Source organism: Aurantiacibacter zhengii (genome assembly GCF_003584125.1).
Taxonomy (GTDB): Bacteria; Pseudomonadota; Alphaproteobacteria; order Sphingomonadales; family Sphingomonadaceae; genus Alteraurantiacibacter; species Alteraurantiacibacter zhengii.
This window is the reverse complement of the sequence record NZ_QXFL01000001.1, coordinates 304,902-319,214: the sequence shown is the minus strand read 5'-3', so window position 1 is coordinate 319,214 and position 14,313 is coordinate 304,902. Positions and strand designations below refer to the sequence as shown.

Annotated in this window: 11 protein-coding genes; 7 read left to right on the top strand and 4 right to left on the bottom strand. The window is 63.5% G+C overall.

Annotation, left to right across the window (positions count from 1 at the left end; all coding sequences use genetic code 11):
* Positions 1-25: 25 nt before the first annotated feature.
* Positions 26-994 (top strand): bile acid:sodium symporter family protein, encoded by a 969-nt coding sequence (locus D2V07_RS01570; RefSeq protein WP_119584261.1) that lies wholly within the window; start codon positions 26-28, stop codon positions 992-994.
* Here the strand turns inward: D2V07_RS01570 and D2V07_RS01565 are convergent.
* Both D2V07_RS01565 and panB read right to left on the bottom strand, forming a co-directional pair.
* Positions 969-2,045 carry a DUF475 domain-containing protein gene (locus tag D2V07_RS01565; RefSeq protein WP_199698705.1) on the bottom strand — a complete coding sequence of 359 codons (1,077 nt, stop codon included), beginning with the start codon at positions 2,043-2,045 and terminating at the stop codon, positions 969-971. The genes D2V07_RS01570 and D2V07_RS01565 overlap by 26 nt on opposite strands.
* Before the next feature lie 68 nt (positions 2,046-2,113).
* Positions 2,114-2,983 (bottom strand): 3-methyl-2-oxobutanoate hydroxymethyltransferase, encoded by an 870-nt coding sequence (gene panB, locus D2V07_RS01560; protein ID WP_119584260.1) that lies wholly within the window; start codon positions 2,981-2,983, stop codon positions 2,114-2,116.
* A gap of 166 nt (positions 2,984-3,149) precedes the next feature.
* On the opposite strand from panB, the gene D2V07_RS01555 reads away from it, so the two are divergent.
* Positions 3,150-4,571 carry a sodium-dependent transporter gene (locus D2V07_RS01555; protein ID WP_119584259.1) on the top strand — a complete coding sequence of 474 codons (1,422 nt, stop codon included), beginning with the start codon at positions 3,150-3,152 and terminating at the stop codon, positions 4,569-4,571.
* Positions 4,572-4,642: 71 nt separating this feature from the next.
* On the opposite strand, the gene D2V07_RS01550 is transcribed toward D2V07_RS01555, so the two are convergent.
* A complete protein-coding gene (locus D2V07_RS01550; RefSeq protein ID WP_119584258.1) occupies positions 4,643-5,113 on the bottom strand; it encodes a pyridoxamine 5'-phosphate oxidase family protein in 471 nt (156 codons plus the stop codon).
* Between the two features lie 103 nt (positions 5,114-5,216).
* Between D2V07_RS01550 and D2V07_RS18660 the strand changes: the two genes are divergently transcribed.
* Positions 5,217-5,966: an ImuA family protein gene (locus D2V07_RS18660; protein ID WP_199698704.1), complete on the top strand. Its 750-nt coding sequence runs from the start codon at positions 5,217-5,219 to the stop codon at positions 5,964-5,966.
* Positions 5,917-7,503: a DUF6504 family protein gene (locus tag D2V07_RS01540; protein WP_119584257.1), complete on the top strand. Its 1,587-nt coding sequence runs from the start codon at positions 5,917-5,919 to the stop codon at positions 7,501-7,503. The genes D2V07_RS18660 and D2V07_RS01540 overlap by 50 nt, the downstream gene beginning before the upstream one ends.
* 32 nt (positions 7,504-7,535) lie before the next feature.
* On the opposite strand, the gene D2V07_RS01535 is transcribed toward D2V07_RS01540, so the two are convergent.
* A complete protein-coding gene (locus D2V07_RS01535) occupies positions 7,536-7,928 on the bottom strand; it encodes a PilZ domain-containing protein (protein WP_119584256.1) in 393 nt (130 codons plus the stop codon).
* 178 nt (positions 7,929-8,106) lie between these two features.
* Here D2V07_RS01535 and D2V07_RS01530 point away from each other — a divergent pair, with 178 nt between their 5' ends.
* From D2V07_RS01530 to D2V07_RS01520, 3 genes are read left to right on the top strand one after another with little or no spacing between them, the layout of a single operon-like run.
* On the top strand, positions 8,107-9,351 hold the full coding sequence (locus D2V07_RS01530; protein WP_233548195.1) for a putative DNA modification/repair radical SAM protein: 1,245 nt from the start codon (positions 8,107-8,109) through the stop codon (positions 9,349-9,351).
* Positions 9,348-10,778, top strand: coding sequence for a UdgX family uracil-DNA binding protein (locus D2V07_RS01525; RefSeq protein WP_119584255.1), 1,431 nt, complete (start codon positions 9,348-9,350; stop codon positions 10,776-10,778). Before D2V07_RS01530 ends, D2V07_RS01525 begins: the two co-directional genes overlap by 4 nt.
* Positions 10,779-10,792: 14 nt before the next feature.
* Complete coding sequence (locus D2V07_RS01520) at positions 10,793-14,311, top strand: error-prone DNA polymerase (protein ID WP_119584254.1); 3,519 nt, start codon at positions 10,793-10,795, stop codon at positions 14,309-14,311.
* The last annotated feature ends 2 nt before the right edge of the window (positions 14,312-14,313 follow it).

Genomic DNA, 14,313 nt, shown 5'->3' with positions numbered 1-14,313 from the left:
CATCGCAGCGGCACAGCGCGTGGCGATGATCGCGCGCGTGAAGAACCTCTTCGATCCCCTGGTCCGGTTACTGCTGCTGGCGATCGCGCTCGCCAGTGTGGCACCGGTCACCGGGGAGGGGCGCGACGTGGCCCGTGTGATCTCAGATGCCGCCATTTTCTTCCTGTTCCTGCTGAATGGCCTGCGCCTGCCAAGAGAGCAGGTGCTGAAGGGCGTGCGCAACGCGCGCTTCCTTCTGCCGCTGATCGTCTGGGTCTTTGGCGTCATGGGGCTGGCCGGTTGGGGGCTATCGCAGATTGGTGCGAGTGTGCTGCCCCCGACTGTTGCCTTGGGCCTGCTGTTTCTCGGCCTGCTACCATCCACGGTCCAGTCGGCAACGGCCTATTGCTCGATCGCGGGCGGCAATGTGGCGGCTTCTGTCGTCGCCGCGGGTGTCATCAACATTCTCGGCGTGTTTGTCACCGCGCCACTGCTGTCTCTGGCGGCAGGCAGCGATGTGGGGATCGATCTGGACGGGTTGCAGCGGATTGGCCTCATCCTGCTGTTGCCGTTCGCCCTTGGACAGATTTTCCAGAAGCAGGCCGGCCATTTCGTGGCAGAAAATCGCACGCTGCTGAGTTGGGCGGATCGCAGCGCCATTGCGATAGCCGTCTATGTCGCGTTTTCGGCAGCCGTGGAGCAGGGGCTCTGGACACTGGTCAGCCTGTCGGCCTGGGCGTGGCTCGCGCTGCTGATCGGCGCGTTCCTGTTACTGGGCTTCGCAGGATCATGGCTGGCGGGGGGAGCCCTGGCACTCACCCGCGGAGACCGCATCGCCTTCCTGTTTGCGGGCGCGCAGAAAAGCATCGCGCTTGGTGCGCCGCTGGCGAGCGTGCTGTTTCCGCCTGCGACGGCTGGTCTCGTCCTGCTTCCGGTTCTTGCCTATCACCTTGTCCAGATGATCATTTCCGCCCCGGTGGCCGCGCGGCTCAGTCGGGGGTCAGCGCATCCTTGACCTCTGTCGCCTCGCGCCGGTTATGGCGCAGGGACCACCAGAACGACAGGCCGATCAGGGCGCCACCGATAAGCCCGGTGATGGTCTCCGGAATGTGCAGCACGGCGGAGGTTAGCATGATCGCACCCAGGACGATGATCGCCCAGAAAGCGCCATGCTCCAGAAAGCGGTATTCCGAGAGCGTACCCTTGCGCACCAGGTGGATGGTCATCGAGCGCACGAACATGGCGCCGATGGAGAGGCCCAGTGCGATGATGATCATGTTGTTGGACAGGGCGAACGCGCCGATAACCCCGTCGAAGCTGAACGAAGCGTCCAGCACTTCAAGGTAGAGGAAGCCGCCCAGGCCCGAGCGCATCACTTCGCCGGACGCGTTCTTGCGCGTCTCCTCGCGCATGTTGAGATATTCGCCGAGCGCGTCGACAGCGATGTAGGTGACCAGGCCCAGCACGCCGGCGGTGAGGAAGGTCAGCGATTCCGCATCGGGTAATTGGAGGGAGATCACCCACAAGACCAGCAGCAAGGCGCCGATTTCGATGGCGGGAAGCACGGCAACCTTCGAAAGGTTGCGTTCGATTACGCCAATCCAGTGCACGTCCTTGTCGGCATCGAAAAAGAATTTCAGACCCACCATCGCAAGGAACGCGCCGCCAAAGCCGGCAATGCCGATGTGCGCGCCGGATACGATCTCTTCGTATCTTTCGGGATCGTTCAGCGACAGGTCTATGGCCTCGATCGGGCCGATACCGGCGGCAATCGCCACGATGGCCAGCGGAAACACGATGCGCGTGCCGAACACGGCGATCGCGATACCCCAGACCAGGAAACGCTGCTGCCACTTCTCATCCATCTCTTTCAGGATGGATGCGTTCACCACTGCGTTATCGAAGCTGAGCGATATTTCCAGGATCGACAGGATGAGGATGATCCACAGTATCTCCAGCACGCCCGCAAGGGTTCCAGTGCTGGAAATGCCGTACCATAGCCCCAGCGCGAAACAGGCCGCGGTGAAGACCAGGGAAAATGTGTAATAGCGTAGCAGGGTCGCCATGCGAGTGGATGATCCGTTGCTAGAGAAGTTGGAAAGGGAACGTCTTCGGCGGGCGAAGGGTCCGATGTCTATTTGGGCTGGTAGAGCTGGTCCGGACCGGGAAAGCTTCGATCGCGAACCTCTGCGGCATATCTGGCGGCTGTTTCGGAAATGGTCGTCGCTACGTCCTCGTACTTCTTCACGAAGCGCGGCACGCGTTCGAACATGCCGAGCATATCGTCGGTCACCAGCACCTGGCCATCGCACTTGGGAGAAGCGCCGATGCCGATGGTCGGGCACGACACTGCCTGCGTCACGGCAATGGCGATGGGTTCGATCACACCTTCTACCACGATGGCGAATGCACCCGCTTCGTCCAACGCCTTAGCGTCGCCGACAATCTTCTCGGCCTCTGCATCGCTGCGGCCGCGCGCGCCATATCCGCCCAGTACGTTCACGGCCTGGGGTGTCAGTCCAACGTGACCCATCACCGGAATCCCGCGTTTCACGAGGAAAGCGACGGTTTCCGCCATCGCTTCCCCGCCTTCCAGCTTGACTGCGGCCGCGCCGCTTTCCTTCAGCAGCCGCGCTGCACTTTCGAAAGCAAGCTCGGGCGAAGCCTCGTAAGAACCGAAAGGCATGTCGACCACGACAACGGAGTGATAGCTTCCGCGCACCACCGCGGCCGCGTGGTTGCCCATCATCTCCATCGTGACGGGAATGGTGGAGGGCAGGCCGTAGATGACCTGTCCCAGCGAATCCCCCACCAGCAGCAGGTCGCAATGGGGATCGAGCAACTGGGCCTGGCGTGCGGTATAGGCGGTCAGCATCACCAAAGGTTCTTGGGTGACGCCATCGGCCTTGCGCGCCCGTATTTTCGGCACGGTCAGCCGTTTCATCGGCTGCGGCGTGGGGTTGGCGCGGCTGGTGGAGGTGTCGAGCTGAAAAGTCGTGGACATGGGTAACCTTGGATTCGCGCCTGAGGACGGGTGTTGCAGGCGCGATAGCGCGTCGTAGTAGGGCAATGCAACGTGTGCACCCGTGGAGCGGCGGGACTACCCCCCTCGACGCGGGCGGAAAATAATTGCATGACGCAACCACTTCGGGCCGAGAGGACAAAAAAATATGGCACTTACGCAATCGGGACCGGCACGGGATGGCTGGTCGTCGCGCACCGCATTCATCCTTGCAGCGATCGGTTCTGCGGTCGGTCTCGGCAATCTGGTGCGCTTCCCTGCCGAGGCGGGGGCGAACGGCGGCGGTGCCTTTGTCCTGTTCTACATTTTTTGCGTCATCCTGATCGGCCTGCCCGTACTGCTTTCAGAAACCCTTATCGGGCGGCACGGACAGGCTGCTGCGCCCGAAAGTTTCCGCAAGATGGCCGAGCAATCGCGCCGCTCCACTGCCTGGGAACATGTAGCCAGCCTGGGGGTGTTCTCGGCCTTCGTAGTGCTCAGCTTCTACTGCGTCCTTGGCGGCTGGGTGCTTTATTACATCGGCACTTTCCTAGGCGATCTGTTCACCACCGGGATAACCGGCGGTGCGTTTGCAGGTTCTAGCGTGGAGGAAGTGGAAGGGATTTTCCCGGCCATGATCGCCAATGGCGGGATGACTGTGACGCTCGATCTCGTCTTCCTCGCCATTACCATCTTTTTCGTGGCGCGCGGTGTTTCCGGCGGGATCGAGAAGGTGGCGGTTTACCTGATGCCTGCCTTCTTCCTGCTGCTGGTGGGAATCACGATCTACGGGATGTTCGGCGGCGCCATGGGGCAGACGCTGGATTATCTCTTCACGTTCGAGCCGGACAAGCTGACGGGTCCCGTCATGCTGGCGGCTGTGGGACAGGCGTTCTTTTCCCTGTCGCTGGGCGTCGCCGGAATGATCACCTACGGGTCCTATGTCGGGCGCAACGTGAACCTCGGTGTCACATCGGGGATCATCGCGACGGCTGATACCACCGTGGCGCTGCTGGCAGGCCTTTGCATCTTCCCCATCGTCTTTGCTGCAGGCCTCGCTCCGAATGGCGGCCTTGGCCTGATGTTCCAGACCCTGCCGCATGCATTCCAGGAAATTCCCGGCGGCTCGCTGCTGGGGCTGGCCTTCTTCATCATGGTCGGATTTGCCGCCCTGACGAGTTCTGTCGCTTTGATGGAAGTGCCGACAGCCTGGGTCATCGACCGGTTCCGTTTTACCCGTCCGATCGCGGCGGGCATGGTGACGTTCTTTGCAGCCATCATCGGCATCCTTTCGGCGCTTTCCACCGGCTCGCTGGCCTGGTTTCACCCGTTGGGTTTCCTGCCAATGTTCGAAGGAATGGGCGTTCTCGACACGCTGGACACGTTTACCGGAAAAATCACCTTGCCGGTTGGTGCGCTTCTCACGTCGATCTTCGTCGGATGGATCGCCAACAAGCGACTGGTGGATAGCGAGAACGGCCTTGGGGGCGGGTTGCACCTGTTCTGGCGGTTTTTGGTTTGCTGGCTGTGTCCGATAGCGCTGATCGCCATCCTGCTCGTGGGGATATTCCCTAGCATCCTCGGCCAATAAATTCATTTCCGTACGAAAAAGGGCCGCCACTCCTTGGGAGCGGCGGCCCTTTTTTGTTTCCGGGTGCTGGCTTACAGCACGGTCTGGGCATGTTCCTCTCGTGCATCTTCGCGCACGTCGAAGCCGAACAGCATCTTGGCATTGTCCACGAAGCCAAGATCACTGTTCCAGATTTCCGCTTCGCCAAGGTCCATGCGCAGCATCAGCAGGTTGGGATCGTCCTTGCCACCCGGGAACCAGGCTTCAACCGTCTTGCTCCACTGCTTGTCGAGGCGTTCCTTGCTGGTTTCCTCACTCAGTACGCCGCTGAAGCGCGAGAACATGTCGTGCCCCTTGCCAGCGAAGGTCGCGGTAGCGGGGCCGCCCTGGGCGAAGGTGTGATCCTTGGTGGTGAAGAACCAGATCGTACCGTTGGCATCCTTGTCCAGTTGCGCGGTCATGGGCACGGCGGTCTTGGGATCCGCATCCAGTTCCAGGAAAATGAACGGGCTGTCCGCCAGTGATTTCCAGAATTTCTGCTTGAGGTCGTGATTCGAGGTCATGAGTGTCTCCTTTATCCGTTCAACGTGACGGGTGCGGCAGTGGTTCCGACCTTGCCCCAAGGGCGGTAGTGGAACATAATAGGAACATAGGAGTCGATTCGTCATGGACACCAGCACACTGCCCAAAGCGGCGGAGCTGGCCACCCGTGCTGCCCGCAATCCGCGATGGCAGCCGGATGCGGCCTTGCCTCTGCACAGCGAGATATTCGCCCCCGCCACGCAAGGCGTCGGGGTAGGGGCAGCGCTTGCCTTTGCCCGGCAGGCGCTGAAAGGGGGCGAGGTATCTGCCCTGGAAGAGCGGAGCGTGCTGTGGGTGCAGGATGCCCGTGCCATCAAGCTGGGCGGCCGCCCCTACCGCGCAGGGCTTCCCGAAAACTTGCGCCACCGTCTGATCCACGTCGCTGCGAAAACGCCAGAGGATGCGCTGTTCGCCATGGAGGAGGGGCTGCGCTGCCGCGATCTCGCCGTGGTCGTGGGCGAAGTGGCGGGCAATCCGCGCGCGCTGGATTTCACCGCCTCGCGACGCCTTACTCTCACAGCGGAGAAACACGGCGTGCCGCTGCTGCTGGTGCGGTTGGAGGCCGAGGCCGATCTCAGCTCTGCCCGCATGCGCTGGCGCCTCACCAGCGCGCCCTCCGCCCCGCCGCGCTGGAACGTGGCTGCGCCCGGTCGCCCGGCCTGGCATGCCGAACTGTTCCGCGCCCGTGCCCACCCACCCGGAGAATGGATACTGCGCGATGAGCCAGAACGTCTCGCCGCAGAGAGAGCCCCAGAGACCGCATCCGAAACCGCCACGCCGGATCATGGCGATCTGGTGCGCGGACCTGGCGCTCGATCGCTGGCGGCACTCTGAAGGCTGCCAGCGCGGGGAAGGGCCGGATGCCGCCCCGCTGGCGCTGATCACCGAAACCGCCCACGGCCCGCGCATCGATGCTGCGAACCCTGCCGCACGCGCAGCGGGCGCGGCGCGGGGCATGATGCTGGCCGATGCCCGCACCCTGTGCCCGGCCATCGAAGTGCGGCCCAGCGATCCCGCGGGCGACCTCGCTTTCCTCGAACGCCTGGCCCTGTGGGCGATGCGCTGGGGTCCGTGGAGCGCGATGGACGCGCCCGATGGCGTGCTGGTCGACGTGACCGCCGTTGCCCACCTGTTCGGCGGGGAGCGTCGCCTGCTGGCCGATGTCGACGCACGCTGCACGGCTCGTGGCCTTGCTACCCGCGCGGCCATTGCTCCCACGGCGGGCGCGGCATGGGCGCTGGCGCACTTCGCCGGACGCGTGGGTGAAAGGGGCGCGATCCTCTCTCCCGACGAGGACATGCAGGCCCGTCTCGCCGACCTGCCCGTGGCCGCATTGCGGCTCGACAACGATGTGCTCCTTGTTCTCAAGCGCCTGGGTCTGAAGCGGCTGGGCGATCTGGCAGGCATAGAGGAGGGGCGCGACCGCACTGGCCATAACGACATTCGGGGACGCGATGCCATCCAGCGCCGCTTCCGCAACCGCAAGTCGCCTGCCGCCAACCCGCTTGTTCGCATGGACCAGTTGCTGGGCCGCGTGCCAGAGCCGCTGCTGCCCGTCGTCCCCGTCACCGCCCCGATGGTGCAGCGCCGCCTGATGGAACCTATCCGCCATCGCCAGTTGCTCGATACCGTGGTGAGCGATCTGGCGCAGGACATGGCCCGCACGCTGGAAGCGAAGGGTGAGGGCGCGCGCCGCCTGCAACTGGGCCTGTGGCGCGTGGATGGGCAAGTGCTGGTGCGCGAACTGGAAATGGCCGCGGCCACCCGCGATCCCGATCACATGGTCCGCCTGTTTGCCGAGCGGCTCGACGATATCGACGCCGGCTTCGGCATAGAGATGCTGCGCCTCCGCGCCGCTTGGTCGCAGCCACTGGGACTGGACCAGTCGGACCTGGAAGCCGCCGCGGAACAGCACGGCACCTCGCTCGCCGCTTGCATGGATCGCCTCACCACGCGGCTGGGCAGGGGCGCGGTGCAGCGCCCGGTGCCGCGCGCCAGCCATATCCCGGAACGCGCGCAAGGCTGGCAGCCGCCGCTGGAACCGGAACCTGCCGAACAGCACCAGCTCGCTTTCCATACCCGGCCCCTCAAGCTGCTCGACCGGCCGGAGCGGATTTCCGTGCTCTACGCCGCGCCCGAAGGCTATCCTCGCCGCTTCAGCTGGCGCGGGGAGGTGTGCGAAGTGGCCCGCGTCGAAGGCCCGGAACGCATCGCGCCTGAGTGGTGGCGCGAAAAAGGCTCCACCCGCCTGCGCGACTATTACCGCGTCGAAGACGAACAGGGGCGCCGTTACTGGATCTACCGCAATGGCCTGGCAACAGACGGGCGCGGCGGTATGCCCGACTGGTATCTGCAAGGTCTGTTCGCCTGAGGCGAGGCAATATTCTCAGGGCTGCTCTGTCCCTAACCGACGAAGCGGGTCGGCGGACGCCTCTTGCTCTCACCTTCGTCGCCCGGTGCGGAATGGACCAGACGCGGCCCGGCGCCTGATGCTTCTACCAGTTCGTCGATCACACGCTGGGGGACGGGCTTATCGAACTCCACGCCGCACATGCCCGGCTTTGTCCATATGACGTGGCAATAGGCTTCGTGCAGGTTCCAGTCGAGAATGGCGGACACGCCCTTCGCCGGGGGATCCTGCGTCACCACGCGCGCACCGTTGGTGGAGATGTCGAACACGCGCCCGAAGCGATTGCCGCTGGGCATCAGCAGAGTGGCAAGGCAGTCCACGCGCACTCGCGGGCCGCTGCGCCGCTCCGGAGCAGACACAGGTTTCGTGCGCGCGAACAGTTTCATGGCGGGGCCCCTTTTTGTTATCGGATCCTGCGTGGGGCCGCGTTGGTTAAGCCTGCCCGAAGATGCGTGGTTAATTCGCGATTTCTTCGCAACCCGCCCGGCTGCAACTCATCGCGTAATTCTTGCTGTCTGGCAGCAATGCCTTGGCGAATCACGAGTTAGAACATATAAAGAACAAATGACCGCGCTCGACACCATGCAAAAGCTGGAAATCCTTGCGGATGCAGCGAAATACGATGCCTCCTGCGCGTCGTCTGGCACGGCCAAGCGTAACTCTACGGGCGGCAAGGGTGTCGGCTCGACCGAGGGGATGGGCATCTGTCACGCCTATGCGCCCGATGGCCGATGCATTTCGCTGCTGAAGATACTGCTGACCAATCACTGCATCTTCGATTGCCACTATTGCATCAACCGCAAGAGCAGCAACGTGCGCCGCGCGCGCTTCACTCCGCGCGAAGTGGCGGACCTGACGCTGACTTTCTATCGCCGCAATTATATCGAAGGGCTGTTCCTGTCCTCCGGCATCATCAAGAGCTCCAATCACACGATGGAACTGCTGGTGGAAACCGCGCGCATCCTGCGCGAGGAGCATGACTTTCGCGGTTACATTCACCTGAAGACCATTCCCGAAGCGGATCCGGAACTGGCGCACCAGGCGGGCCTTTACGCGGACCGGGTGTCGATCAACGTGGAACTGCCCACCGACAGCGGGCTCACCCGCCTCGCGCCAGACAAGAACAGCCGCCAGATCGAAGGTGCGATGGGCGGTATGAAGATGGCGATCCGCCAGTCGAAGGATGAGCGCAAGCGGTTCAAGCACGCCCCCCGGTTTGCGCCGGGCGGTCAATCGACGCAGATGATCGTGGGCGCCGATGCCGCGACGGATAGCGACATCGTGGGCAAGGCCAGCCGCCTCTACGGCAATTTCAAGCTGCGCCGCGTCTATTACAGCGCTTTCTCGCCCATTCCGGATGCCAGCGCCGTGCTGCCGCTGAAGCGTCCGCCGCTGATGCGCGAGCACCGGCTCTATCAGTCCGACTGGCTGATGCGGTTCTACGGCTTTGCCCCGCAAGAGGTGATGCAGGCGACAGAGGCGGACGGGAACCTGCCGCTCGATATCGATCCCAAGCTGGCCTGGGCGCTGAAATTCCGAGACCGTTTTCCGGTGGACGTGAACCGCGCGAGCCGGGAAGATCTGCTGCGGGTGCCTGGGCTTGGCACGCGGGCGGTGGGGCAGATACTGGCGTCGCGCCGCCATCGCACCTTGCGGCTGGATGACGTGGGCAAGCTCACCGTCTCTGTGGCGAAAGTGCGCCCGTTTATCTGCACGGCCGACTGGCGCCCCACGCTGCTGACTGACCGGGCAGACCTGCGCAGCCTGCTCGCACCGAAGCAGGAGCAGCTGGAGCTGTTCGCGGCATGACGGCGCTCCAGCACGTGAAACTTGGCACCTATTACGTGGTGCACATGCCGGAGCCGGACGACTTCGCTTTCTGGCGGGAGCGGGCGCGGCAGCTTGTCCAGTGCGACGTGCCGCCAGACCGTGTTGCTTGGGTAGAGCCGGGTGGCAATGGTTCGCTGTTCAGCCACGGCGACAAGCGATTGCCGGTGCCGGAAGATGACAAGATCATACGCGCCAGCAAGCGGTTCCTTTCGATTGCGAAGAATGTCTGCCATCACTCTGACCCGGAACGATTTTCCCTGCTCTATGCCATGCTGTGGCGCTTGCAGTCGAACCCGCGGCTGATGGAAGACAAGGCCGACAGCCAGGTGCGCCGGCTGGAGGATATGGACAAGTCCGTGCGCCGCGATGCGCACAAGATGCACGCCTTCGTCCGCTTTCGCATGGTGGAGGACGATGAGGGAAACGAGCACTATGTCGCCTGGTTCGAGCCCGATCACCATATCGTGCGGCGCGAAGCGGGCTTCTTCGTGCGCCGTTTTGCCAACATGCACTGGTCCATCCTGACACCGCGCGGCTGCATCCACTGGGATGGTGAGACGCTGCGGGAAAGCGGGCCTGCGCAGAAGTCCGACGCTCCGCAGGGCGATCCGGCCGAGGATCTCTGGCGCAAGTACTATGCATCCATCTTCAACCCCGCGCGTTTGAAGATCGGGGCCATGCTGAAGGAAATGCCTCGCAAGTACTGGAAGAACATGCCCGAAGCCGCGCTCATTCCGGAGCTGGTGGCGGGCGCGCAGAGGCGGGAGAGTGAGATGGTGGATGCAGGCGCGCTTGAATTCGAGGACCGGCCCGAAACACTGGCGGCCATCGACAAGGCCATTCACGCCTGCCGTAAATGCCCCATCGGCAATCTCGATAACCAGGCGGTGATGGGGGAAGGGCCGGATGATGCCGCTCTGATGATCGTGGGCGAACAGCCGGGCGACCAGGAGGACCAGGCCGGAAAGCCCTTCGTCGGTCCTGCCGGGCAAGTGCTGGACGCCGCGCTGGAGCAAGCCGGTATCGAGCGACGCGAAACCTATGTCACCAACGCGGTGAAGCATTTCAAATATGTCCAGCGCGGCAAACGCCGTCTGCACCAGTCGCCCACGGCCAAGGAAATCGACGTGTGCCGCTGGTGGCACGAGGCAGAGCGCGCCATCGTGAAGCCGAAAGTGGTGCTGGCGCTGGGTGCCAGCGCGGCGCGCGCAATGCTGGGCAAGACGGTCAGCATCTCGAAAGTGCGTGGTGAACCACTCGCTCTCGACGATGGTAGTGAGCTGTGGGTGACGGCGCACCCGTCCTACCTCCTGCGCCTGGATGGTGACGCCAAGGCGGAGCAGGAACGCCTGTTCGCCGCCGACCTTGCGGCGCTGAAGGATCGGCTCGCGCAGCTGGCGCAGTGATCCGATAGCGTGACGTGCCCGATAGCGACGTTCTTCCCAAGCGCACGATCGAGCTTGATCCCGATGGCATAGACGCGCCGCCGCGCGCGGCCTTTGTCGAACTCGGTCTCGTCAGTTGTTTCAGCTTCCTGCGCGGTGCGTCCGATGCGGTGGATCTCGTGCTGACCGCGCGCAGCCTGGGTTACGATGCTATCGGGATTGCCGATGCCAATTCCCTGGCCGGCGTGGTGCGCGTGCATACGGAGGCGAAGACGCTGAAGATGCGTCCCGTCATCGGTTGCCGCATCGAAACCGTCGAGGGGCTTGCCTTCCTCGCCTATCCGCAGGACCGGGCCGCCTATGGCCGTCTTACCACGCTGATCTCTGCAGGCCGCATGGGCAAGCTGGATGGCAGCTGGCAGGACAAGGGTGTGTGCGACATCAGCCTCGCCATGCTGGCCGAGCACGGTGAGGGCGTGCAACTCGTCCTCATCCCCCCGTGCGATCTGCGTGAAGAGTTCACCGTGCCCGGGTGGGCGAGCAACGTCATCGCGCTCGACGGCAGCGTGAGGGATGGGGCCGTGACAGGCACCTTGTTCGATATCCTGCCGCATCTCGCCGCTGGCTTGCCTGCGCTGCGCCACCTTGCTGCCAGCTACCTTTACATCGGTGACGATATTGCCCGGATCGACCGGCTTGATGCTCTCGCCCGCGCCAATGGCCTTTGCCTGCTGGCAACCAACGACGTGCATTACCACGCGCCCGACCGCCGCCCGTTGCAGGACGTGATGACCGCCATCCGCCACAAGACCACCGTGGCGCGCGCCGGGCACCTGCTGCATGCCAATGCGGAACGGCATCTGAAAAGCCCGGAGCAGATGCTGACGATGTTCGCGCGCTGGCCCCACGCCATCACGGCGGCGCGCACGGTGGCCGATGCCTGCGAGTTCAGCCTCGACGAGCTGAAATACGAATATCCGGAAGAGATCTACCCTGAGGGCATGAGCCCGCAGGATTATCTGGAAAGCGAGACCTGGAAAGGTGCAAAACGGCGGTATCCCAGTGGCTTGCCTGATACGGTGAAGAAAACGCTCGAACGCGAGCTGGCGTTGATCGGCAAGCTCGAACTTGCCCGCTACTTCCTCACCATCAAGGATATCGTCGATTTCGCCCGCTCGGTCGATCCGCCGATCCTGTGTCAGGGCAGGGGCAGCGCGGCGAACTCGGCGGTCTGCTATTGCCTCGAGATCACCAGTGTCGACCCCGCCAAGCACCAGCTCCTGTTCGACCGCTTCATTTCCGAAGAGCGCAAGGAGCCACCCGATATCGACGTCGATTTCGAGCACGAACGGCGCGAGGAGGTGATCCAGCACATCTACAAGAAGTATGGTCGCCACCGGGCGGGTCTCACCGCAACTGTCATCCATTACCGCCCGCGTATGGCGATCCGCGAGGTGGGCAAGGCGATGGGTCTGTCCGAGGACGTGACCAGCGCCCTTGCGCGAACCGTGTGGGGCGGGTGGGGCAAGGAAGTGAGCGAGAAGCACGCTGCGGAAACCGGGATGGATATCAGCGACCCGCATCTGCGCCGTGTTCTGAAACTTACCGAACAAATGGTTGGTATGCCACGCCATTTGTCCCAGCACGTCGGCGGCTTTATCCTTACGGACGGCCCGCTTACTGAAACCGTGCCGATCGGCAACGGCGCCATGCCCGATCGCAGTTTCATCGAATGGGACAAGGACGATATCGAGGCGCTGGGTATCCTGAAGGTCGACGTGCTGGCCCTGGGCATGCTCACCTGCATCAAGAAATGCCTCGACCTGCTGGAGACCCATCACGACCGTCCGCTGACGCTGGCCAGTGTTCCGCGCGAGGATCCGGAAACCTACGAGATGCTGCGCAAGGGGGATTCGCTGGGCGTGTTCCAGGTAGAGAGCCGCGCGCAGATGAACATGCTGCCACGCCTGCGCCCGCGCGAGTTCTATGATCTGGTGATCCAGGTCGCCATCGTGCGGCCCGGCCCGATCCAAGGGGACATGGTGCACCCCTACCTCAAGCGCCGCCGGGGGGCGGAGCAGGTGCAGATCCCCGCGCCGTCGCCCGATCATGGCCCGCCCGATGAGCTTTCCAGCATTCTGGAGCGTACGCTGGGCGTGCCGATCTTCCAGGAACAGGCGATGAAAATCGCGCTGGATGCGGCCAGGTTCTCTTCAGCCGAGGCGAACCGGCTGCGCAAGGCGATGGCCACATTCCGCAGCCGCGGCATGGTGGACGAGCTTCAGGACATGATGGTGGAGCGCATGGTGACGCGCGGCTACGACCGCGACTTCGCCCAGCGCTGCTTCAACCAGATTCGCGGCTTTGGCGAATACGGCTTTCCTGAAAGCCACGCTGCCAGCTTTGCGCATCTTGTCTACGTATCCAGCTGGCTGAAATGCCATTTCCCCGCCGCGTTCGCCTGTGGCCTGCTCAATTCCCAGCCGATGGGCTTCTATGCGCCTGCCCAGATCGTGCGTGACGCGAGGGAGCACGGCGTACGGGTGTTGCCCGTGGACGTGAACCGCAGCGATTGGGACTGCACGCTGGAGGTAATCGGCAAGGGAGACGATGCGAAGGGAGGCCGCCTCGATCGCCACATCGCCCTGCGCTTGGGTCTCAGGCAAATAGACGGCCTGCCCGAACATGTCGCTGCAGCGCTTGTCACTGCGCGCGAAGAGGGCGGACCTTATGCCGATGTTGTCGAATTGCGCGACCGCGCGCGTATTCCTGTCGGACACGTCGAACGCCTTGCCAGCGCCGATGCCTTCGGCTCGATGGACATGTCGCGCAGGCAGGCCTTGTGGGATGCGCGCAGCCTTGTTGGCGGGGTGGACCTGCCGCTGTTCGCCCATGCTGACGAGCGCGACGAGGGCGCGGAGCAGGGCAGGGCGATCCTGCCGAGGATGCCGCTATCGGAGGAGGTGGTGGCCGATTACCAGACAACACGCCTCAGCCTGAAGGCACATCCGATGTCGTTCCTGCGCGCCAGCCTGGCAGAGCGCGGCTTCGTGCGCGCCTGCGATCTGCGCGACCGCAAGTTCCGTTCCATGGTGCAGGTCGCGGGCGTGGTGCTGATCCGTCAGCGACCGGGCAGCGCCAAGGGTGTGTGCTTCATTACGCTGGAGGACGAGACCGGCGTGATCAACCTCGTCGTCTGGCCCGATCTCAAGGAAAAGCAGCGCACCGTGGTAATGGGCGCGCGCCTGATGGAAGTGCGTGGCCGGGTGGAATACGATGACGAGGTCATCCACGTCATCGCCCAGCATATGACCGATGCGACGCAGGACCTGCATCGCCTCTCGGACGACCTGCTCAACGCGCCGGTTGCGCGCGCCGACCACGTTAACAGCCCCCTCACCAGCAAGGTCAATCCACGCGACGATCTGCGCAGCGGCGCCGAGGATCCTGCCAACCAGGCAATCCGTCCGCGCGACCTGATCGACCAGTTACCGAATACGAGAGGGCATCCGCGCAATCTCCGGATCATTCCCAAGTCCCGCGACTTTCATTGATA